Source organism: Thioalkalivibrio thiocyanodenitrificans ARhD 1 (genome assembly GCF_000378965.1).
Classification (GTDB): Bacteria; Pseudomonadota; Gammaproteobacteria; order Ectothiorhodospirales; family Ectothiorhodospiraceae; genus Thioalkalivibrio_A; species Thioalkalivibrio_A thiocyanodenitrificans.
This window is the reverse complement of sequence record NZ_KB900536.1, coordinates 190,448-210,870: the sequence shown is the minus strand read 5'-3', so window position 1 is coordinate 210,870 and position 20,423 is coordinate 190,448. Positions and strand designations below refer to the sequence as shown.

The 20,423-nt window shown below is 65.5% G+C and carries 21 protein-coding genes and 1 other RNA gene; 19 read left to right on the top strand and 3 right to left on the bottom strand.

What is annotated here, in order from left to right; genetic code table 11:
• The first annotated feature begins 135 nt into the window (after positions 1–135).
• From THITHI_RS0100910 to THITHI_RS0100885, 7 genes are all read left to right on the top strand, one after another.
• Positions 136–2,700 (top strand): PEP/pyruvate-binding domain-containing protein, encoded by a 2,565-nt coding sequence (locus THITHI_RS0100910; RefSeq protein WP_018231187.1) that lies wholly within the window; start codon positions 136–138, stop codon positions 2,698–2,700.
• 175 nt (positions 2,701–2,875) lie between these two features.
• Positions 2,876–2,972, top strand: an RNA gene (gene ffs, locus THITHI_RS20030) — signal recognition particle sRNA small type.
• A gap of 154 nt (positions 2,973–3,126) precedes the next feature.
• On the top strand, positions 3,127–4,740 hold the full coding sequence (dnaX, locus tag THITHI_RS0100905) for a DNA polymerase III subunit gamma/tau (RefSeq protein ID WP_018231186.1): 1,614 nt from the start codon (positions 3,127–3,129) through the stop codon (positions 4,738–4,740).
• Between the two features lie 166 nt (positions 4,741–4,906).
• Positions 4,907–5,233 (top strand): YbaB/EbfC family nucleoid-associated protein, encoded by a 327-nt coding sequence (locus THITHI_RS0100900; RefSeq protein WP_018231185.1) that lies wholly within the window; start codon positions 4,907–4,909, stop codon positions 5,231–5,233.
• Between the two features lie 7 nt (positions 5,234–5,240).
• Positions 5,241–5,831 (top strand): recombination mediator RecR, encoded by a 591-nt coding sequence (recR, locus tag THITHI_RS0100895; protein WP_018231184.1) that lies wholly within the window; start codon positions 5,241–5,243, stop codon positions 5,829–5,831.
• Between the two features lie 84 nt (positions 5,832–5,915).
• Positions 5,916–6,260, top strand: coding sequence for a histidine triad nucleotide-binding protein (locus THITHI_RS0100890; protein WP_018231183.1), 345 nt, complete (start codon positions 5,916–5,918; stop codon positions 6,258–6,260).
• A gap of 55 nt (positions 6,261–6,315) precedes the next feature.
• Positions 6,316–7,107 carry a hypothetical protein gene (locus THITHI_RS0100885; RefSeq protein ID WP_018231182.1) on the top strand — a complete coding sequence of 264 codons (792 nt, stop codon included), beginning with the start codon at positions 6,316–6,318 and terminating at the stop codon, positions 7,105–7,107.
• Positions 7,108–7,160: 53 nt separating this feature from the next.
• Here the strand turns inward: THITHI_RS0100885 and rsgA are convergent, their stop codons facing one another.
• Positions 7,161–8,036: a ribosome small subunit-dependent GTPase A gene (rsgA, locus tag THITHI_RS0100880; RefSeq protein WP_018231181.1), complete on the bottom strand. Its 876-nt coding sequence runs from the start codon at positions 8,034–8,036 to the stop codon at positions 7,161–7,163.
• A gap of 64 nt (positions 8,037–8,100) precedes the next feature.
• The gene (locus THITHI_RS0100875; RefSeq protein ID WP_018231180.1) at positions 8,101–8,415 is read right to left on the bottom strand and encodes a c-type cytochrome; all 315 of its coding nucleotides are present in this window, start codon (positions 8,413–8,415) and stop codon (positions 8,101–8,103) included.
• A 292-nt stretch (positions 8,416–8,707) separates the two neighbouring features.
• Here THITHI_RS0100875 and orn point away from each other — a divergent pair, with 292 nt between their 5' ends.
• Positions 8,708–9,253 (top strand): oligoribonuclease, encoded by a 546-nt coding sequence (orn, locus tag THITHI_RS0100870; protein ID WP_018231179.1) that lies wholly within the window; start codon positions 8,708–8,710, stop codon positions 9,251–9,253.
• A 67-nt stretch (positions 9,254–9,320) separates the two neighbouring features.
• On the opposite strand, the gene nadB is transcribed toward orn, so the two are convergent.
• Positions 9,321–10,940, bottom strand: coding sequence for an L-aspartate oxidase (gene nadB, locus THITHI_RS0100865; protein WP_051079896.1), 1,620 nt, complete (start codon positions 10,938–10,940; stop codon positions 9,321–9,323).
• Positions 10,941–11,116: 176 nt separating this feature from the next.
• Between nadB and rpoE the strand changes: the two genes are divergently transcribed.
• The 11 genes from rpoE to era all read left to right on the top strand — a co-directional run bounded on the left by rpoE (position 11,117) and on the right by era (position 20,381).
• The gene (gene rpoE, locus THITHI_RS0100860; RefSeq protein ID WP_018231177.1) at positions 11,117–11,692 is read left to right on the top strand and encodes an RNA polymerase sigma factor RpoE; all 576 of its coding nucleotides are present in this window, start codon (positions 11,117–11,119) and stop codon (positions 11,690–11,692) included.
• A 30-nt stretch (positions 11,693–11,722) separates the two neighbouring features.
• Positions 11,723–12,304 carry a sigma-E factor negative regulatory protein gene (locus THITHI_RS0100855; protein WP_018231176.1) on the top strand — a complete coding sequence of 194 codons (582 nt, stop codon included), beginning with the start codon at positions 11,723–11,725 and terminating at the stop codon, positions 12,302–12,304.
• A gap of 1 nt (position 12,305) precedes the next feature.
• Complete coding sequence (locus THITHI_RS0100850) at positions 12,306–13,292, top strand: MucB/RseB C-terminal domain-containing protein (RefSeq protein WP_018231175.1); 987 nt, start codon at positions 12,306–12,308, stop codon at positions 13,290–13,292.
• Positions 13,289–13,762, top strand: a complete 474-nt coding sequence (locus tag THITHI_RS0100845; RefSeq protein WP_018231174.1) for a SoxR reducing system RseC family protein — start codon at positions 13,289–13,291, stop codon at positions 13,760–13,762. Before THITHI_RS0100850 ends, THITHI_RS0100845 begins: the two co-directional genes overlap by 4 nt.
• 49 nt (positions 13,763–13,811) lie before the next feature.
• Entirely contained in the window at positions 13,812–15,242 is a 1,431-nt protein-coding gene (locus THITHI_RS0100840; protein WP_026185940.1) for a DegQ family serine endoprotease, read from the top strand.
• A gap of 4 nt (positions 15,243–15,246) precedes the next feature.
• Positions 15,247–15,489 (top strand): glutaredoxin family protein, encoded by a 243-nt coding sequence (locus THITHI_RS0100835; RefSeq protein WP_018231172.1) that lies wholly within the window; start codon positions 15,247–15,249, stop codon positions 15,487–15,489.
• Complete coding sequence (lepA, locus tag THITHI_RS0100830) at positions 15,482–17,296, top strand: translation elongation factor 4 (RefSeq protein ID WP_018231171.1); 1,815 nt, start codon at positions 15,482–15,484, stop codon at positions 17,294–17,296. Before THITHI_RS0100835 ends, lepA begins: the two co-directional genes overlap by 8 nt.
• Before the next feature lie 49 nt (positions 17,297–17,345).
• Entirely contained in the window at positions 17,346–18,152 is an 807-nt protein-coding gene (gene lepB, locus THITHI_RS0100825) for a signal peptidase I (RefSeq protein WP_018231170.1), read from the top strand.
• A 50-nt stretch (positions 18,153–18,202) separates the two neighbouring features.
• The gene (locus THITHI_RS0100820; RefSeq protein ID WP_026185939.1) at positions 18,203–18,583 is read left to right on the top strand and encodes a DUF4845 domain-containing protein; all 381 of its coding nucleotides are present in this window, start codon (positions 18,203–18,205) and stop codon (positions 18,581–18,583) included.
• A complete protein-coding gene (rnc, locus tag THITHI_RS0100815; protein WP_018231168.1) occupies positions 18,580–19,248 on the top strand; it encodes a ribonuclease III in 669 nt (222 codons plus the stop codon). Before THITHI_RS0100820 ends, rnc begins: the two co-directional genes overlap by 4 nt.
• A gap of 227 nt (positions 19,249–19,475) precedes the next feature.
• Complete coding sequence (era, locus tag THITHI_RS0100810; protein WP_026185938.1) at positions 19,476–20,381, top strand: GTPase Era; 906 nt, start codon at positions 19,476–19,478, stop codon at positions 20,379–20,381.
• Positions 20,382–20,423: the final 42 nt, after the last annotated feature.

Sequence of the window (20,423 nt, the reverse complement as noted above, 5' to 3'; positions counted from 1 at the left end):
ACTGTAAGCGCCGGTGGTCCTGAAACAGCCCGTGCGGATGCGCCGGGATTCGGCGGGTGATCCTTCCGTTGACCACGGGCGCATTGTAACGTGGGCCCCACCGGTCCATTCCGGCCCGGCCCTGCAGGGGATGCCATGACTTCGCCGACACCCGCCTCGTTTGCGCCCACCACCGGCCTGCCCGGCCTGGACGCCGTGCTGCAAGGCGTGGAGCGCGGTGACAACATCGTCTGGCAGATCCAGACCCTGGACGAGTATCTCGCCCTGGTTGCCCCTTATGCCGAATCGGCACGACGCCAGCGGCGCCGCCTGATCTATTTCCGCTTCGCCGCCCACGCGCCGCTGCTGCCCGATGACGGGCATGTGGAGATCCATTATCCGCAGCCGGGCGACGGTTTCGATGCCTTCGTGGATCAGGTCCATTCGGTTATCGAGGAGGCGGGCACGGAGACGCTGTACGTCTTCGACTGCCTGTCGGACCTGGCCGAGGCCTGGCAGTCGGACCGGATGATGGGCAATTTCTTCCGGCTCACCTGCCCGCGCCTGTTCGATCTGTACACGGTGACCTACTTCAGCATCTATCGAAACACCCATGCGTGGGAAGCGATGGAGATGATCATCGACACCACGCAGTTTCTGCTCGACGTGTTCCGCTGCCGGGGCCGGCACTACATCCGGCCGATCAAGGTGCAGCACCGTTCCGCCGCGGCAATGAACCTGATGCACGTATGGGAGAGCGGCGACACCTTCCGGGCGGTGGCCGACAGCGGCACCGTGTCGGAGGTCCTGGCGGGCTCCCAGTGGCCCGGACTCGAGGACACCCCGTCCGTCGGCCACTGGCAACGCCAGTTCTCCGCCGTGCGCGCCGTGATCGCGAAACGTCAGGCGGGCGATCCGGAACCGGCGCTGGAGGCGCGGTGGTTCGAGAGCCTGAGCCGCCGGGTCTTCCCCGATGATCCGCAGATGGCGCGGCTGATCCGCGAGTACCTCACCATCGACGATGTGCTCCTGGTGCGTGACCGCATGATCGGCATCGGGTCGATCGGCGGCAAGGCGCTCGGCATGCTGCTGGCGCGCGCGATCCTGCACCGTGACGCCCCCGAGCTGCATGCCCGCCTGGAGGCGCATGACTCGTTCTATGTCGGTTCCGTGGTGTTCGAGTCCTTTCTCGTGCAGAACGGGGTCTGGTGGATCCGCCGGCGCCAGCGCGACCCGTCGGGTTTCCTGCAGCAACTGGACGAGGCGCGCGAACGGATCATGAACGGGGTCTTTCCCGAGTCGACGATCCGGCAGTTCGAGGGCATGCTCGATTATTTCGGCGAATGGCCCTTCATCGTGCGTTCGAGCTCGCGGCTGGAGGACCGCTACGGCAACGCGTTCGCCGGGCAGTACGAGAGCGTCTTCTGCGTCAACCAGGGTCCGCGGGAGAAGCGGCTTGCGGACCTGCTGGATGCGGTGCGCCAGGTCTACGCGAGCACGCTGGGCGAACAGGCCCTGCGCTATCGTGAACGGCGCGGCCTGCTGGGCGAGGACGAGCAGATGGGCCTGCTGATCATGCGGGTGTCCGGCACCGCCGGCACGCGCTACTTCCACCCGCATGCCGCGGGCGTGGGCCTGTCGGTCAATCCCTATCCCTGGAACCCGCGAATCGACATGCACGCGGGGGTCGTTCGACTGGTCGCCGGACTGGGAACACGCGCGGTGGATCGGGCCGATGACGACTACACGCGGCTGATCGCCCTCAATGCCCCCAACCTGCGCCCGGAAACCCGCTTCGGCGCCATCGCCCGCTACGCCCAGCGCCGCATGGACGCGCTGGACCTGCATGACAACAGGGTGGTGTCAGGCCCCTTTTCCGAGTATGTGCGCGGACAGCCGGACTTCCCGATGGCGCTGTTCACCACCCGTGAGGACGCCGGGCGCCCGGCCTTCCTGACCTTCGACGGGCTGGTGGAGAGGACTCCCTTCGTGGACGATCTGCGCATGATCCTCGAGCGGCTTCACGCCGCGTACCGGCACGCGGTCGAGATCGAGTTCGCACTGAACTTCCTGCCCGACGGAAGTTACCGCATTAATGTACTGCAGTGCCGCCCGATGCAGGTTCGCGATCTGGGCGGCGGCAGCGCCGGAGAACCGCCGGAACAGGCGCCGCGCCTGATCACCGCGCAGGGCGCGGTGATCGGTCCGAGTCGGGTGATACGCCCCGAGCGCATCGTCTACGTCGTGCCCGGGTCGTTCGGCGCGCTTACCCAGGATGACCGTCTCGCGGTCACCCGGCTGGTGGGCAGGATCAACCGCGAGAGCGCCGGGCGCTGCGTGCTGATGCTCGGTCCGGGCCGCTGGGGCACGCGCGATCCTTCGCTGGGTTTGCCGGTCTCGTTCTCCGAGATCAATCATGTGGACGCCTTGTGCGAGATCGTGGCGATGCACGACAACCTGGTGCCGGATGTCTCCCTGGGCACCCATTTCATCAACGAGTTGATCGAGTCCGACATGCTGTACTTCGCGCTGTTCCCGAAGCGCCCGGAGAACGGGATCGACGAGAGGGCGCTGCTCGATCTGCCGAACCGGCTCGCCGGGCTGGTACCGGATGCCGGAAAGTGGGCACAGGTGGTGCACGTGGCCGACGTGGCGCCGGGGGAGGTGACCCTGTACGCGGACGCCGAGGCGCAGCGCATCGTGGTCACGACGGGGTCCTGACTGCCGCGATCACCCGGCGATCCGGGAAACGCCCGATGGTGAGAGGGCAGGGCCCCGCCCTTCGCCATGGCCGGGTGTACCGGGCATCGCCGCCGGTGTTACACTGCCGCCCCTGTGCGCGGGACCGGCCCGTCCGGATGCCCCGGCCCACCGCGCAATCCTCAATGGTGACCCGCATCGGTCCCCTCGCGACAATAAACTGTGAACCCCGCCAGGCCCGGAAGGGAGCAACGGCAGCAGTGGACTTGGGCGCCGGGGTGTGGCTGGTGCGGGTTGCCACCTTTAAGGGCGGTCAGTTGTCCGTTGTCAGTGGTCCGTTGTTTTTCAACTGACAACGGACAACTGACTATTGACCACTGACCATCAACCCCCCCTGCTGTATGATGGTGATCACTTCGATACACCACTGAGCATCGATCAGATCCCATGTCGTATCAGGTTCTCGCCCGCAAGTGGCGTCCGCGCAGTTTCGAGGAGATGGTGGGGCAGCCCCATGTGGTGCGGGCCCTGTCCAACGCGCTGCGCGACCAGCGTCTGCATCACGCCTACCTGTTCACGGGAACCCGGGGCGTGGGCAAGACCACCGTGGCGCGGGTGCTGGCCAGGTGTCTCAATTGTGAAACCGGCGTCACGGCGACGCCCTGCGGCACCTGTACCGCCTGCCGGGAGATCGACGAAGGGCGTTTCATCGATCTCATCGAGGTGGACGCCGCCTCGCGCACCAAGGTGGAGGACACCCGGGAGCTGCTGGACAATGTGCAGTACGCGCCGACCCGGGGCCGCTACAAGGTGTACCTCATCGACGAGGTGCACATGCTCTCCGGCCACAGTTTCAATGCCCTGCTCAAGACCCTGGAAGAGCCGCCGCCCCATGTGAAGTTCCTGCTGGCGACCACCGACCCCCAGAAGCTCCCCCCCACCATCCTGTCCCGTTGCCTTCAGTTCAATCTCAAGGCCATGCCGGCGGACATGGTGGCCGGGCATCTGGCGAAGGTGCTGCAGGAAGAGGGGTTGGCGCACGAGATGCCGGCCGTCATGCGCCTTGCCCGGGCCGCGTCCGGCAGCATGCGCGATGCCCTGAGCCTGCTGGATCAGGCCATCGCCCATGGCGGAGGCGCGCTCCGGGACGAGGAGGTGCGCGAGATGCTGGGCACCATCTCCAATGATCACCTGGAACGGATCCTCGGGGCATTGGCCGCCGGGGACGCCCGCGCATTGATGAGTGCGGTGGACGCGTTCGCGGAGCGCACGCCGGACTACGCGGCGGTGCTCGGGGAACTGCTTTCCCTGCTTCACCTGGTGGCCCTGGCGCAGCAGGTCCCCGATGCACTGGATGAGGCCGCCATGGACGTGGCGGCGGTGCGGGCCCTGGCGGAGACCCTGGGGCCGGAGGATGTCCAGCTCCATTACCAGATCGCCTTGCTGGCGCGTCGGGATCTGCCCCTTGCCCCGGATGCCCGGGCCGGGTTCGAGATGGCCCTGCTGCGCATGCTGGCCTTCCGTCCGGCCACGGCGGCATCCGGTGGTGAGCCGCCCGCCGTGCCGAAACGGGATACGGGCACGAAGGCGGCGCCGGCACCGCGCCGCGCCGCGACAGGGGCCTCCCCGAAGGCCGCGACGCCGGAACCGGCGCCGGCCGCCGCCACGACCGGGAAAGGGGATGCGCCGCTGGACTGGACCGCCACGGTGCCGGCCCTGGGCCTGTCCGGTCCGGCGCTCAACCTGGCCAATCATTGCGCGCCCGGGCGCCGGACGGACGATGAACTGGTGCTCGTGCTGTCGCCAAGTCACGAAGCCATGAAATCCGCAGCCAGCGAGCGGCGCGTGATCGATGCGGTCCGGCGGCACCTGGGTGCGGATCTCAAGGTGCGTATCGTGCTGGAGCAGCCCGACGCGGAGACCCCCGCCGAATCCGCGGCGCGGGCCAGCGCGGAGCGTCAGGAGGCCGCCGAGGCGGCCGTCGCGGAGGATGAATTGACCGCGCGCCTCAGCGAGACCTTCGACGCCCGGGTGGTGCCCGGTTCCGTCAAGCCCGTGTGATTTGCGTGGCGGTCACCGGGCAGCGTCGTGCCTGGCGGTTCGGTGAGGCAGTCGTGCGCGTCACGCGGGACATTACCGAGACGGCCCGTCCGCGCCGTCTTCCATGACGGGCGGTGCGGTGTCCCTTCCGTTATCATTTCGAGAACAGATCAATACAGGTGAACAGATGATGAAAGGTGGACTTGGCAATCTGATGAAGCAGGCCCAGAAGATGCAGGAGGACATGGCCCGTGCCCAGGAGGAACTGGCGGGCATGGAAGTGACCGGACAATCCGGCGGCGGCCTCGTAAGCGTGGTGATGACCGGCCGGCACGAAGTGCGGCGCGTGAGCATCGATCCGAGCCTGCTGGAGGATGACCGGGACATGCTGGAGGACCTGGTGGCCGCGGCCATCAACGACGCCGTGCACCGCGTGGAGGAAACCACACGGGAACGCATGGCCAGCATGACCGCCGGCATGGGGTTGCCGCCGGGCTTCAAGCTGCCGTTCTGAACCGTACGTGGCCAGCCTGCTCGACGAACTGATCGACGCCCTGCGCTGCCTGCCCGGGGTGGGGCCCAGATCGGCGCAGCGCATGGCGCTGCACCTGCTCGAACGTGACCGCCCGGGCGGCGAGCGGCTGTCCCGTTGCCTGAGCGATGCCATGGCGCGTATCGGTCACTGCAGCACCTGCCGTACGCTCACGGAACACGAAACCTGTGCCCTGTGCGGCGATGCCGGCCGGCGGCGGGATCTGGTCTGCGTGGTGGAAGCGCCGGCCGATGTCCTGGCGGTGGAGCAGGCCACCGGATACCGGGGCCAGTATCACGTGCTGCTGGGTCACCTGTCCCCCCTGGACGGCATCGGCCCGGAGGAACTGGGCCTGGACCGGCTGGAGGCCCGGTTTGACGCGGGCGAGATCCGCGAGGTGATCCTGGCCACCGGCACCACCGCGGAAGGCGAGGTGACCGCCCACTACATCGGCGAGATGGCCCGCGCCCGGGGCATCCGCAGTACCCGCATCGCGCATGGTGTGCCGCTGGGCGGTGAACTCGAATACGTGGACCGCGGCACCCTGTCGCACGCCTTCGAGGGCAGGCGCGAGTACTGACTCGCGCAGAGACAGGATACAAGAGGCAAGAAGGTGGTTTTTCTTGTATCTTCTCTCTTATAACCTTTCTCTGGCGTTTTTCTCATGACTGATTGTATTTTCTGCAGGATTGCCCGGGGCGAGATCCCCGCCGAGGTCGTCTACGAGGACGATGAGCTGATCGCCTTTCGGGATCTCAACCCACAGGCGCCGGTACATGTGCTGGTGATTCCGCGGCGTCATATCGCCACCATCAACGACATCGAGCCCGGCGATGCCGAGCTGGCGGGCCGGCTCTACCTGGCGGCCCGCAAGGTCGCGGAAGCCGAAGGGGTCGCGGAACGGGGTTACCGAACCGTGATGAATTGCAACTCTGAGGCCGGTCAGTCGGTCTACCATATTCATATGCATATACTTGCCGGCCGCGCCATGCAGTGGCCGCCGGGTTGAAACGCCGGCGGTAGGCACACCGGAAGGGTGACGGGCAATGAAAGTTTCTGGTTTGATGACGGCGGTTCTGGTTTTCGCGGTGCACGGGGCGCCCGCCCTGGCCGAGCCGGCGGAGCACGGCTACCAGCTGGGCGTCTCCCTGGACACCTTCCCGGATCGCTGGAACCTGGCGCCGCGGCATCAGGATCCCCTGGTGACCGTGCCCACGTCGCGCATGACGCTCAACGCCCACCTGGATAATTTCTTCCGCGCGGACGAGGGTTTCCTGCTGGGCCTGGACGGTCGGGTCCACTGGCGCGACCGCGCCGAGGGAACGGAGCCCCGCATGATGGGCGGTGCCGAGTACGACTACCACGGCATGGATGTGCAGGCGATGAGCGGCTATCGCTTCGGTGCGCCGGGCGACACGGTGCGCTACGACATGCGCATGGGCCTCGGGTACCGGGGCATGAGCCGTGATCCCCGCCTGCCGGGGGCGTCGGGAGACGACGATCTGGGCGTGTTCTACACCCAGCTCTCCGGAGGCCCCAGGTTCACCAGCGGCAACTGGCAGGGATATCTGGAGCTGGGCGTTCGTGTCCCTCTGGACTACAGCGACGGTGCACAGGGGTCCGTTTCGGCAGGTGGCATCGAGGCAGCCGGAAACGGGCGGCGCAGTGCCGGGTTCGTCAGTTTCCAGAACCTGTTCCAGCTGGGTGACAGCAGCGCCCTGCGCCTGGATCTGTATTACGACAGTCAGCGTTACGGACTGTCGGAAAGCTCCCGCTGGCACTCCCTGAGCGCGGATGATTTCTCCACCGGCCGGGATCGCGACGTGTTCGGGCTGGAGATGGGCGTGGATTTCTGACGCGCGATTCAGGACGCAATCCGTCGCAAGGCACAAAGCTCCCTCCCGGATCTTCAGCTTCTCTTCATCGCCAGATAGCTGGCGTAGCGTTGTTCACTGATCTCTCCGGCTTCCATGGCCGCCTTGATGGCGCAGCCGGGCTCCCGGTCGTGGGCGCAGTTGTGGAAGCGGCAGTGCCCGATGTGGGGACGGAATTCCACGAAGCCCCGGGCGAGGGCGTCCACGGGCAGGGGCGGGGCGGTGAAATCCCGCACGCCGGGTGAATCGATCAGCTCGCCGCCGCCCGGCAGGTGGTACAGTCGCGCGCTCGTGGTGGTGTGGCGCCCCTCGCCGGTCGCCTCCGAGAGCTCCCCGATGCGCAGATCCTCATCGGGGAGCAGGGCCTGGATGAGGGAGGATTTCCCGACCCCGGACTGGCCGACCAGCACGCTGGTGGCGTCCCTGAGGTGCGTGCGCAGCGAGTCCATTCCCAGTCCCGTGGTCACGCTGGTGCGCAGCCCCGTGTAGCCCAGCGCCTGGTACAGGTCCACCCTCTCCTCCATGCCGTCCCCGGTGCCCTCGTCCAGATCCGCCTTGTTGATGACCAGCAGGGCCGTTGCACCCAGGGCCTCGATGGCCACCAGGTATCGGTCCACCAGCGGCCACTGGGGCGGCGGACGGTGGGCGATGACCAGCACCACCTGATCGATGTTGGCGGCGACCGGGCGGATCTGCCCGCGGGGATCCAGGCGTTCCAGGAGATTACGCCGGGGGAGGATACCGTTGACCACCTGGTTGCCCGAATCGCTGGGCGTCCAGGTCACGCGGTCACCGCAGACCGCGTGCTGCAGATTCCGGCGCGTGGTGCAGCGGTGACGCTGTCCGTGCTCGTCCTCGATGATCAGCTCGGCGCCGAAGCGGATGATCACACGCCCCTGGCGGGTCAGCACGGCGATGCCCGGTTGACGTTCATCCGGCCGGGCGTATCAGGATGAACAGGCGGGTGCACCGGCCTCAGAACTTGTAGTAGTTGCGGTTCAGGTACTCGACCACGGCCATGACGTCCTCCTCGAACCAGTTCAGCCCGAGCGTACTCTCGCAGCGGTTGACCTGGGTGACCAACTGGTCTCGCGAGGTCACCTTGCGATCGGCGCGGGTGTACAGGCCGCTGCCGTCGCCGCCCACCATGCTGGTGTGGCAGGTTACGCAGTTGTTGGTGTGCAGCTCCTGGCCGTGTCGCACGTCCGCGGCTGCCGGGGTGCTCAACAGGAGCCCCAGGGTGACGGATGAGGCCAACATCGTCGCTTTGGCGGGGATACCGGTCTTCATGTGTGAAACTCCTCGATATATTGTGTGCAGGGCAACAGCGGGTTGCCCGGCCCGCGCGGGGCTTGCCTGACCAGAGAGTATATGGCCTGAAGCGGCCGTATGCAGATCGGACGTATCCTCATAGGGTGTGTCGCGCCGCCGGCCGGCTCGAACCGGCCGGAACAATCCATGTACACTGCTGTCTCGAAAGGGTGATCACGCGTCTTGTACGGGCCCGCCGGACCGGCTGAAGGCAGCGATCGCCCGGGTGCGGATTGTCCGATGCCCCTGACCCGCCTGTTCAAGGAGCTTCATGAATCCCAATGCCGACAACCTGATCTGGATCGATCTGGAGATGACTGGTCTGGACACCCAGTCGGACTACATCATCGAGATCGCCACCCTGGTCACGGACAAGGACCTCAACCTCCTGGCCGAGGGCCCGGTGATTGCCGTGCATCAGAACGACGCCATCCTCAGCCGCATGGACGACTGGAACCGTGATACCCATGGCCGCTCGGGCCTCCTGGAGCGGGTCAGGACAAGCTTCCACACCGAGATCGAGGCGGAACAGGAGACCCTGCGTTTCCTGGAGAAGTACGTGCCCCCGCGCAGTTCCCCCATGTGCGGCAACAGCATCTGTCAGGACCGGCGTTTCCTGGCCCGCTGCATGCCGGATCTGGAGGCCTTCTTCCATTACAGGAACCTGGATGTCAGCACCCTCAAGGAGCTGGCCCGGCGCTGGGCCCCCGGGGTCGTCAATGCCCTGACCAAGGAGTCCACCCATCAGGCCCTGGACGACATCCGCGCGTCGGTGGAGGAGCTGAAGCATTACCGGGAACACTTTATTAAAGTGTGAAGTGGGAATTGGGAAGTGGGAAATGAGTCTCCAATTCCCAATTCCCAATTCCCAATTCCCATTTGGCCTATGGCGGCGCCACCATCGTCGGCATGCCGTCCAGTTTTGGGTCCGGTTCCGGGTAATCCAGGGTGTAATGCAGGCCGCGGCTTTCCTGCCGTGACAGGGCGCAACGGATGATGATGTCGGCCACCAGCGCCAGGTTGCGCAGTTCCAGCAGGTCGTTGGTGACGCGGAAGTTGCTGTAGTACTCGTGGATCTCCGTCATGAGCAGGTCCACCCGGTGGCGGGCCCGTTCCAGGCGCTTGGTGGTACGCACGATGCCCACGTAGTCCCACATGAAGCGGCGCAATTCGTCCCAGTTGTGGGAGACCACCACCTCCTCGTCGGAATCCGTCACGCGGCTTTCATCCCAGGGCGGGATCACCAGCGTCCCGTTGTCGAGGGGGCCGCGGGCCAGGATGTCCTCTCCGGCGGCCCTTGCGAAGACCAGGCATTCGAGCAGTGAGTTGCTGGCCATGCGGTTGGCGCCGTGCAGGCCCGTGTAGGCGGTTTCACCGATGGCGTAGAGACCGTCCAGATCGGTGCGGGCACGCAGATCCGTGGCGATGCCGCCACAGGTGTAGTGGGCGGCGGGCACCACGGGCAGGGGCTCCCGGGTCATGTCGAAGCCGAAGCTCAGGCAGTGCTCGTGGATGGTGGGAAAGTGGCCGCGGATGAATTCGGCCGGCTTGTGGGTGATGTCCAGGTAGACGTATTCGGCGCCCAGGCGCTTCATCTCGTGGTCGATGGCCCGGGCGACGATATCCCGGGGCGCCAGTTCCCCGCGGGGATCGAAGCGGTGCATGAAGGGCGTGCCGTCCGGCAGCAGCAGTTTCCCCCCTTCGCCTCGCACCGCCTCGGAGATCAGGAACGACTTGGCCTTCGGGTGATACAGGCAGGTCGGGTGGAACTGCATGAACTCCATGTTGGCCACCCGGCAGCCCGCGCGCCAGGCCATGGCGATGCCGTCGCCGGTGGCGCCGTCCGGGTTGCTGGAGTACAGGTAGACCTTGCTGGCGCCGCCCGTGGCCAGCACCACGCAGGGCGCCTGGAAGATCTCCACGCCGTTGGCCCGGTCCAGTACGTAGGCACCGACACAACGGTTGGGGCCGGGCATGCCCAGCTTGCCGGTGGTGATGAGATCCACCGCGATGTGCTGCTCGAACAGGTCGATATTGTCCGAGCGCCGCGCCTGCCCCACCAGGGTATCCTCGATGGCTTTGCCGGTGGCGTCGGCCGCATGCACCACGCGGCGGTGGCTGTGGCCGCCTTCGCGGGTCAGGTGCAACTGGGTGCGGCCGTCGGCGAGGGTCTCCCGGGTGAAGGGTACGCCCAGTTCCGTGAGCCAGCGGATGCTCTCGGGACCCTGTTCCACCGTGTGCCGCACCACTTCTTCCACGCACAGGCCGGCGCCGGCGGAGAGGGTGTCCTGCACATGGGCATCCAGTGAGTCCTGATCGTCGAGCACGGCGGAGACGCCGCCCTGGGCGTAAAAGGTGTTGCCTTCGGTGATGGGGCCCTTGCTCAGCACCGCCACGCGCCGGTGGGATGCCAGGCGCAGGGCGAGTCCGAGACCCGCTGCGCCGCTGCCGATGATCAGCACGTCATGGTGGTGGGCTTGAGGTTTGGCTTGAGACACGTTCATGGTCTGGGGTATTTTGTCACAGTTTTTGGCTGCCGATGAGTCGCTTGCAGCATGGTCGACACGGGCCCCGGCGCACGGGGCGGCAAGATCGGGGCGTTTCTTCCAGAACTTACCGCAGCTTTGCGGGTCAATCGCAGGTAGGGTACAGGAGGTACCCTGAAGGGGGGAGTGCCCGAATGGGCAAGAAAGTCACCGACGAGGAGCTGGTCAAGCGTGTACAGGCCGGAGACAAGACTGCATTCGACGCCTTGGTGCGCAAGTACCAGCACAAGATTGTCAATCTGGTCTCCCGGTACGTCTATGACCCCTCCGCTGCCCAGGACGTATCCCAGGAGGCCTTCATCAAGGCCTATCGCGGCCTGTCCAGTTTCCGTGGTGACAGCGCGTTCTACACCTGGTTGTACCGGATTGCCATCAACACCGCCAAGAACCACCTGGTGTCCCAGAGCCGGCGCACCCCGGATTACGAGGTGGACGCCCAGGATGCGGAGCAGATGGGCGGTGAATCCGCGCTCAAGGAATATGCAACCCCCGAGGGGGAGTTGTTGTCCGAAGAGATACAGGCCGCGGTGCAGCGAACCATCGAGTCGCTGCCCGAGGACCTGAAGACAGCCATCACCCTTCGGGAATTGGAAGGCATGAGCTATGAAGAGATCGCACAGACCATGGGATGCCCTATCGGTACCGTGCGATCCCGGATCTTTCGAGCCCGGGAGGCCATCGACCGCACGTTGCGGCCGCTCCTGGACTGACGCATTCGAGTTGTAAGAGAGAGTACCGCCATGACAGTCACGAAGAACGAACGGCTTTCAGCCCTCGTGGACAGCGAAGCCGAAGGCTTCGAGGTGCGTCGTCTGCTGGATGAACTGGCACGCAACGAACAGGACATGGCCTTGTGGGAACGCTACCACCTGATCGGGGATGCGGTTCGCGGAGGCCTGAACCATGCGGCCAGACCGGGGTTTGCCGATGCTGTCATGGCACGGATCGCGGACGAGGCGGAATCCGTGCCCGCCGTGGGACGCCGCCTCGTCAAGCCCGTGGCAGGGGTGGCCATGGCGGCCTCGGTGGCGGTCGCGGTACTGGTAGGGGTGGTGAACCTGACGGGAGGCGAGGATACGGTCGCCCCGGCCGTGGCCGAAGCCGAAAGCACCGTTGCGCCCCCCGCTCCGCGTGCCACGCCGGCGGCCGATGCGGGCCCGGTGATTGCCAGCAGCACGTCCCGCAACCGGCCCGCCATGGAGCCTCTTGAGGCATCGGATGCCCGCATACACAGCTTCATCGTCAATCACGCGGAGCACGGCGCGGGCCGGGGGCTGATGCCCTATGTGCGCGTGGTCGGCTACGAGACACCGGCGGAATAGCATGCCGGGTCCCGGGCTTTTTCGCGTCGTACTGGCCTGCTCGCTGCTGGGCTCACCGGTCGCCTGGGCCGAGGATCACAGGGCCGACCTGCTCCTGCAGCGGATGATCCAGGCGGTGGAGAACCTGAGCTACGAAGGCACTTTCGTCTACATCCACGGCCAGAAAACAGAAACCATGCAGATCGTCCACACGCGGGACGAGCGCGGCCAGCGTGAGCGCCTGCTGTCGCTGACCGGGGAACCCCGGGAGGTGATCCGGGACGACAACATCCTCACCTGCATCTGGCCCGCAAGCCGTTCAGTGGTCATCGAGCCGCGGCGCAGCCGACTGGGCGGTCTGCCCGCCGCGATACCGGATCGCGGATTCGGGCCGGACTCCCCCTACCGTTTCTCCCTCAAGGATGAACAGCGGATCGCGGGCCTGCCCTGCCGCACGGTCCAGATCGAGCCGCAGGATGAACTCCGTTATGCGCACCGCCTGTGCATCAACGAGGAGTCGGGCATGCTGCTCAAGTCCGAAATGGTGGATCACGAGGGCAGCACCATCGAGCAGTTCATGTTCACCAGTATCCAGTTTCCGGTGCAGGTGTCCGATGACCGTTTCCAGTCGGTGATGAAGGGGGAGGGGTTCAGCACCTACCGGGTGGATACCCAGCCGGGGCACAGCGATCTGCCCCCGGACCCGGGCTGGAAGGTGCGGGACATCCCGGCGGGATTTCATCTGACCTCCGTCACCAAGCGGCCCATGGCCGCCAACCAGAATCCGGTGCAGCACTTGGTGCTGAGCGACGGGCTCGCCACGGTATCCGTTTTCATTTCCCAGGCCCGAGGCCCGGATGATCTCTACATGGGCGTCACCCAGTCCGGGGCCCTCCATGCCATGGCGGTACCGTCGGGAGATTACCAGGTGACCGTGGTGGGTGAGGTGCCCGGTGCCACGGTGCGCATGATCGCCGACTCGGTGACCTACGAGGGCGGTGCGCAGTGATCGAGGAGCGCGCCCGCGTCATTTCAGTGGGTGACGGCCACGCCTGGGTGGAGACCCGGCGCCAGTCCACCTGTGGGACCTGCGCCGCCAACAAGGGTTGCGGCACCTCGGTGCTGGCCAAGGTGCTGGGCAACCGCCGCAGCCGGGTGCGCGCCATCGACCCCGTGGGCGTGCACCTGGGGGACGAAGTCATGGTTGGTATCGAGGAGTCTGCGCTGGTGAGAGGCTCGTTGGCCATCTACACGGTGCCGCTGATCGGCTTGCTGGCCTTCGCGGTGGCGGCGGGTGCACTGTGGCCCTCGGCCGGCGAGCCGGTGGTGGTCGTGGCAGGACTGGGCGGACTGGCGGCCGGACTGGCCTGGGTGCGGTTTTTTGCCTGGCGCGTGAGCGGCAACCGTCGCTACCAGCCGGTGATTCTGCGCCGCCTGAGTGTCCAGGCCCCTCATGCCAATGGCGTTTTCGCGCCCTGATTGTCATAATCGGGCCTGATTTTTTCGTTCACCTGGCTGGTTTTTCATGATGGTTCTTCGTCGCAGTACCTTTTCCCTGATCACGTTCGTGCTCTGCCTGCTGCTGTCGCTTCCCGCAGCCGGACGCGGCAATCTGCCCGATTTCGTGCCCCTGGTGCAGAAGAACAGCCCGGCCGTGGTCAACATCAGCACCACGCGCACCATGGCCCGGGGCGGGCCCGAGGGCCATCAGTTCCGCATCCCGGACATGCCTGAGGACGGTCCCCTGGGTGACCTGCTTCGGCGTTTCTTCGGTGAGGGCGGCGAGATGCCCGAATCGTTTGAAACGCCTTCCCTGGGCTCGGGATTCATCATCACCGAAGACGGCTACGTGGTGACCAATCATCACGTGATCCACCAGGCCGACGAGATCGTGGTGCGCCTCAGCGATCGGCGCACCTTCGCCGCGGAAGTGGTGGGTTCCGACCCCAAAAGCGACGTGGCCCTGCTCAAGATCGAGGCGGACGGGCTGCCCACCCTGAAGCTGGGCGATTCCGATTCTCTGCAGGTGGGCGAGTGGGTACTGGCCATCGGCTCGCCCTTCGGCTTCGACCATTCGGTCACCGCCGGAATCGTCAGCGCCAAGGGCCGCGCACTGCCTTCGGAAAACTATGTGCCCTTCATCCAGACCGACGTGGCCATCAACCCCGGCAATTCCGGCGGCCCGCTGTTCAACATGGATGGCGAGGTGGTGGGCATCAACTCCCAGATCTACAGCCGTACCGGCGGGTTCATGGGCCTGTCTTTCGCCATCCCGATTGAAATGGCCATGGAAGTGGTGGAACAGATCCGCACCAAAGGCTATGTGAGCCGGGGCTGGCTGGGTGTGCTCATCCAGGAGGTGACTCGGGATCTTGCCGACTCGTTCGGCATGACCCGCCCCACCGGTGCGCTGGTGGCCCGCGTCCTGCCCGACAGCCCGGCCGAGGCGGCCGGGCTGCAGGTGGGTGACGTGATCCTGACCTTCAACGGCATGGAGGTGCCCCGCTCCAGCGCCCTGCCGCCGCTGGTGGGCCGTACGCGGGTGGGTGCCCCCGCGGAGGTGGAGGTCCTGCGCGACGGCGAGCGGCTCACCCTGGAGGTGACAATCGCCGAACTGCCGCCGGACGACGAGCTGGCCAGCCGCGCGCCCAGCGAGCCGCCCGCGCGGCCCGATGCCGCCAGCCTGCTGGGCATGGAACTGGAGCCGGTGCCCCAGGAGATCCGCGAGGCGCTCAACCTCGAGGAGGGCGGCGTAGTGGTGGCGCAGGTCTCCGAAGGCCCGGCCCGCGAGGCCCGGATTCAGCGAGGTGATGTGCTGGTCATGATCAACAACCAGCGGATCGAATCCCCGCAGCATTTCGCCGAACTGGTGGACGCACTCCCCCGGGGTGTGCGCGTACCGGTGCTGGTGCAGCGGGGGCAGGGACCGGTCTTTCTGGCGCTGAGGCTGCCGGATTGACCGTATGACACGGACGCTGACCCTCTACAGCCGGACGGGGTGCCACCTGTGCGAGCAGATGCTCGCGCAGGTGGCCGCGCTGGATCTTCCGCATGATGTCTCTCTGCAGACCGTGGACGTGGACGCGGATCCCGTACTGCGTGCGCGCTTTGACGTCGATGTGCCCGTGCTGGCCCTGGACGGCGAGATCCTCTGTTGCCATTTTCTGGACGAAGCCGAGTTGCGACAGGCCCTGATCGATGGCTGAGACCCGACAGAATCATATCCGCAATTTTTCCATCATTGCGCACATCGATCACGGCAAGTCGACCCTGGCGGACCGCTTTATCCAGGTGTGCGGCGGCCTGGAAGAACGCGAGATGTCCGAGCAGGTGCTGGATTCCATGGACCTGGAGCGCGAGCGCGGCATCACCATCAAGGCCCAGAGCGTATCCCTGAACTACAGCGCGCGCGACGGACGGACCTACCAGCTCAACTTTATCGACACACCCGGGCACGTGGATTTTTCCTACGAGGTTTCCCGCTCGCTGGCCGCCTGCGAGGGCGCGCTCCTGGTGGTGGATGCCTCCCAGGGCGTGGAGGCCCAGAGCGTGGCCAACTGCTACACGGCCATCGACCTGGACCTGGAAGTGGTGCCCGTGCTCAACAAGATCGATCTGCCCGCGGCGGATCCGGAGCGGGTGGCCGCCGAGATCGAGGAAATCATCGGCATCGAGGCGAAGGACGCGGTTCGCGTGAGCGCCAAGACCGGCCAGGGCGTTGAAGACCTGCTGGAGGCGCTGGTGGCACGTATCCCGGCGCCAGCGGGCGATCCGGATGCGCCGCTGCAGGCGCTGATCATCGATTCCTGGTTCGACAACTACCTGGGTGTCGTGGCCCTGGTGCGGGTCATGGCCGGCACCGTGCGGCCGAAACAGAAGATCATCGCCATGGCCACCGGACGTACTCACCTGGTGGACCGGGTGGGGGTGTTCACGCCCAAGCCCACCGACCGGGACGAGCTGTCCGCCGGTGATGTGGGCTTCGTGATCGCCACCATCAAGGACATCGCCGGCGCCAAGGTGGGCGATACGCTCACCGGTGCCGACCGGCCGGCGGGATCGGCCCTGCCGGGCTTCAAGGACGTGCAGCCCCGGGTGTTTGCCGGGATCTTCCCCATCAGCGCCGAGAACTACAACGACCTGCGCGACGCGCTGGACAAGCTCAAGCTCAACGATGCATCCCTGCATTACGAGCCGGAGACTTCCCAGGCCCTGGGGTTCGGGTTCCGCTGCGGTTTCCTCGGCATGCTGCACATGGAGATCGTCCAGGAGCGGCTCGAACGCGAATACGACCTGGACCTGATCACCACCGCCCCCACGGTGGTCTACGAGGTGGAGACCACCCGGGGGGAGGTGCTGGAGATCCATAATCCCTCGCAGCTTCCGCCGATCAACGAAATCAGTGAGATTCGCGAGCCGATCATTCGCGCCAATATCCTGGTGCCCCAGGATTACCTGGGAGCGGTGATCACCCTGTGCGTGGAGAAGCGCGGCGTGCAGACGCGTATGCTGTACACGGGCCGGCAGGTGTCGCTGACCTACGAGCTGCCGCTGTCCGAGGTGGTGCTGGATTTCTTCGACCGGCTCAAGTCCGTGAGCCGGGGCTATGCCTCCTTCGATTATGAACTGATTCGCATGCAGGCCGCGCCGCTGGTCAAGGTGGACCTGCTCATCAACGGCGACCGGGTGGACGCCCTGTCAGTGATCGTTCACAAGGATCAGGCTCAAGGCCGGGGGCGCCAGGTTGCCGAAACCATGAGCGAGCTGATTCCGCGGCAGATGTTCGAGGTGGCCATTCAGGCGGCCATCGGCAGCCATATCATCGCCCGCACCAACGTGCGCGCCCTGCGCAAGAATGTCACCGCCAAGTGCTATGGCGGTGACGTGACCCGCAAGCGAAAGCTGCTGGAAAAGCAAAAGGCCGGCAAGAAGCGCATGAAGCAGATCGGCCGTGTGGAGGTGCCCCAGGATGCCTTCCTGGCGGTGCTGCGTGCCGATACCAAGAGCGGCTGACGCGCGAGACGAAGGCCGTGAAAACAATGGAGCACAGGGGAAGCAGGGGATGACTTTCGATCTTGAACTGGTGCTGGTGGTGGGCACCCTGGTCACGGGTGCCGTCTGGTTGCTGGACGCCTTCGTATGGCGCCGGCAGCGCGAGGCCGCCGCGGCGGATGGCGCACCCGCGCATGGCAACGCCAGGCCGGGAGAACCCTGGTACGTGGAGTACTCCAAGTCCTTTTTCCCGGTGCTGCTGATCGTGCTGGTGCTGCGCTCATTCATGATCGAGCCCTTCCGCATTCCTTCCGGCTCCATGATGCCCACCCTGCTGGTGGGCGATTTCATCGTGGTCACCAAGTACAGCTACGGCATCCGTCTTCCCGTGACGCGCCAGCAGATCATCCCGACCGGGCTGCCGAAGCGCGGCGAGGTGGCGGTGTTCCGTTATCCGGAGAACCCGCGCGAGGACTACATCAAGCGTGTGGTGGGGCTGCCGGGGGATCGCGTGGCGTTTTACAATAAGCGCCTGTACATCAATGATGAGTTGGTGCCGCAGCAGGAGGTGGGTACCTACGAAGGCGTGGGGTCCGGTTCGGTGATGACCGGTGCTATGCTTTCCGAGGAGTCCCTGGGGGATGTGACCCACGAGATCCTGTCGTGGCCCCAGCGCTCGTCGGTGGAAGGCGAGATCGAGGTGCCGGAAGGGCATTACTTCGTGTTGGGAGACAATCGCGACAACAGTAATGACAGCCGTTTCTGGGGCTTCGTGCCCGAGGAGAACCTGGTTGGCAAGGCGGTGATGATCTGGATGCACTGGGATTTCGGTGATCAGTCGTCGGATCTGAGCCGCATCGGTACAAGAATCCGTTGACGGTGCCGGGGAGCGTGCCCCGGCGATCAGCACAGGGGGAGAGATTCGACATGAAGAGGTTGCCAGGATTTCGCAGGGAACGCGGTGTTAGCCTCATCGCACTGCTCCTGATCGCCGCGGTGGCAGTGATCTTCGGAACGGTGGGTCTGCGCCTGTTTCCCATCTATACCGAGTTCATGACCGTGAACTCCATTCTCAAGGATATATCCGGCGAGGGCGGCGAGCAGGCCCGGAACGTGCGGGACATACGCCGGGCCGCCGACCGGCGTTTTCAGATCAATGGCGTGGATCATGTGAGCCGGGACAACATCACGCTGGAACAGCGCGGTGAGCAGCGCTTCATCCTGCTTGAGTACGAAGTGCGCACCAACGTGATCGCCAATGTGGATGCGGTGGTGAGCTTCGAGCGGGAGTACCGCGTGGGCCCATGAGCGACGCGTCGCTGCTGGACCTGCTGCCGTCCTCGTTGCGCGACTCCGAACTGCTGGAGGAGGCGCTCACCCATCGAAGCGCCGGCACCCGAAACAATGAACGCCTCGAGTACCTGGGTGACGCGGTGCTCGGGCTTGTCGTGGCGGAGCAGCTGTTCAGGCAGCGGCCCGATGCCACGGAAGGGGATCTCAGCCGGTTGCGTTCCGTGCTGGTGGACAAGGACAGCCTGGCGGCCGTAGGCCGGGCGTGGGGCCTTGAAGGCCGTATCAGCCTCGGGCAGGGAGAACTCAAGAGCGGCGGCGCCAGGCGCCGATCCATCCTGGCGGACGCGGTGGAGGCCGTCATCGGCGCGGTCTATCTGCACAGCGGCTTCGCGGCGGCACGGGATTTCGTGCTGGCGCTTTACCGTGAGCGGCTTGAAGACCTGCCGGGCGCCGATGCCCTCAAGGATCCCAAGACCCGCCTGCAGGAATGGCTGCAGGCACGCAATCATGCCCTGCCGGTCTACGAGGTGGAGTCCGTGACGGGCAAGGCGCACGCGCAGCACTTCCGCGCCCTGTGCCGAATCGAAAGCGCCGCGCTGGAAGCCCACGGCGAGGGCAGCAGCCGCCGGCGTGCGGAGCAGGCAGCGGCGGAAAGCGCTTTGAAGGCGCTGACGGGATGATTCAAAGTTCAAGGTTCAAAGTTCAAGGGGACAAGCTTGCCGGCCTTGACGCCGGGAGCATCGACGACCCCCGCGTTGAACCTTCAATCGTGAACCAAGGTTCCAGGGAACACCATGCCAGGTTGGACTCGGGAACCCTCGACGGCTCCCACTTTGAACTTTGAACTTTGAACTTTGAACCTTGAACTTTGAACCTTGAACCTTGAACTTTGAATCAGGCTGATCCCTTGAGCACCGAACCCAATCGCCCCTCCCGTTGCGGCTACATCGGCATCGTCGGACGCCCCAACGTGGGTAAGTCCACATTGCTCAACGCCCTGGTGGGCGAGAAGATCGCGGCCACGACGCGCAAGCCCCAGACCACCCGCCACCGGATCCTGGGGATTGTCACCCGGGGCGCGGATCAGTTGATCCTGGTGGATACCCCGGGCATCGATACCCGCTCCGGGAAACTGCTGGGCCGTCTGCTCAACCAGTCCGCCCAGGCGGTCTTCTCCGACTGCGACGCGGTGCTGTTTGTGGTGGAGGCGGATCGCTGGGAAGACGGGGATGCGCAGATCCTCGACATGCTCAAGGCGGCGGGCGCGAAGGTGGTGCTGGCCATCAACAAGGTGGACCGTCTGCCCCGCAAAGAGGCGCTGCTGCCGTTCATCGAGAAGCTGCGCGGCCTGCACGAGTTTGCCGATATCCTGCCGGTGTCGGGGCTTCGCCACGTGAACCTCGAACCCCTCGTGGATGTCCTCACGGGCTGTCTGCCCGAGGGGGTGCATCTCTTTCCGGAGGATGAACTGACCGACCGCAGCCAGCGTTTTCGCGTCACCGAGGTGATCCGCGAGCAGCTGCTGGAACGGCTGGGCCAGGAAGTGCCCTACGCCACAGTGGTGGAAGTGGAATCCTGGCGTGACACGCCCTCGGTGACCCATATCGACGCGGTCATCTGGGTGGAGCGGGACAGCCAGAAGGCCATCGTGGTGGGCAAGGGCGGGCGCATGATCAAGAATGTCGGGATCGCGGCACGGGAGACCCTGGAGGACATACTCGAGCGCAAGGTGATGCTGCGCCTTTGGGTAAAGGTGCGCGAGGGCTGGCAGGGCGATGCGGATTCCATCCGCCGCATGGGTATTGATCCGTAGAGGGTCAAAGTTCAAAGTTCAAGGTTCAATGTTCAATGTTCA

Bases quoted from the DNA above. Each gene is read 5' to 3' on its own strand.
- THITHI_RS0100875 (WP_018231180.1), bottom strand. From the start codon at position 8,415: ATGAAGACCGGTATCCCCGCCAAAGCGACGATGTTGGCCTCATCCGTC.
- THITHI_RS0100820 (WP_026185939.1), top strand. From the start codon at position 18,203: ATGAAGAGGTTGCCAGGATTTCGCAGGGAACGCGGTGTTAGCCTCATC.
- THITHI_RS0100890 (WP_018231183.1), top strand. From the start codon at position 5,916: ATGACTGATTGTATTTTCTGCAGGATTGCCCGGGGCGAGATCCCCGCC.
- rnc (WP_018231168.1), top strand. From the start codon at position 18,580: ATGAGCGACGCGTCGCTGCTGGACCTGCTGCCGTCCTCGTTGCGCGAC.
- THITHI_RS0100910 (WP_018231187.1), top strand. From the start codon at position 136: ATGACTTCGCCGACACCCGCCTCGTTTGCGCCCACCACCGGCCTGCCC.
- THITHI_RS0100850 (WP_018231175.1), top strand. From the start codon at position 12,306: ATGCCGGGTCCCGGGCTTTTTCGCGTCGTACTGGCCTGCTCGCTGCTG.
- lepB (WP_018231170.1), top strand. From the start codon at position 17,346: ATGACTTTCGATCTTGAACTGGTGCTGGTGGTGGGCACCCTGGTCACG.
- THITHI_RS0100900 (WP_018231185.1), top strand. From the start codon at position 4,907: ATGATGAAAGGTGGACTTGGCAATCTGATGAAGCAGGCCCAGAAGATG.
- THITHI_RS0100855 (WP_018231176.1), top strand. From the start codon at position 11,723: ATGACAGTCACGAAGAACGAACGGCTTTCAGCCCTCGTGGACAGCGAA.
- THITHI_RS0100885 (WP_018231182.1), top strand. From the start codon at position 6,316: ATGACGGCGGTTCTGGTTTTCGCGGTGCACGGGGCGCCCGCCCTGGCC.
- lepA (WP_018231171.1), top strand. From the start codon at position 15,482: ATGGCTGAGACCCGACAGAATCATATCCGCAATTTTTCCATCATTGCG.
- THITHI_RS0100835 (WP_018231172.1), top strand. From the start codon at position 15,247: ATGACACGGACGCTGACCCTCTACAGCCGGACGGGGTGCCACCTGTGC.
- orn (WP_018231179.1), top strand. From the start codon at position 8,708: ATGAATCCCAATGCCGACAACCTGATCTGGATCGATCTGGAGATGACT.
- THITHI_RS0100840 (WP_026185940.1), top strand. From the start codon at position 13,812: ATGGTTCTTCGTCGCAGTACCTTTTCCCTGATCACGTTCGTGCTCTGC.
- rpoE (WP_018231177.1), top strand. From the start codon at position 11,117: ATGGGCAAGAAAGTCACCGACGAGGAGCTGGTCAAGCGTGTACAGGCC.
- nadB (WP_051079896.1), bottom strand. From the start codon at position 10,940: ATGAACGTGTCTCAAGCCAAACCTCAAGCCCACCACCATGACGTGCTG.
- dnaX (WP_018231186.1), top strand. From the start codon at position 3,127: ATGTCGTATCAGGTTCTCGCCCGCAAGTGGCGTCCGCGCAGTTTCGAG.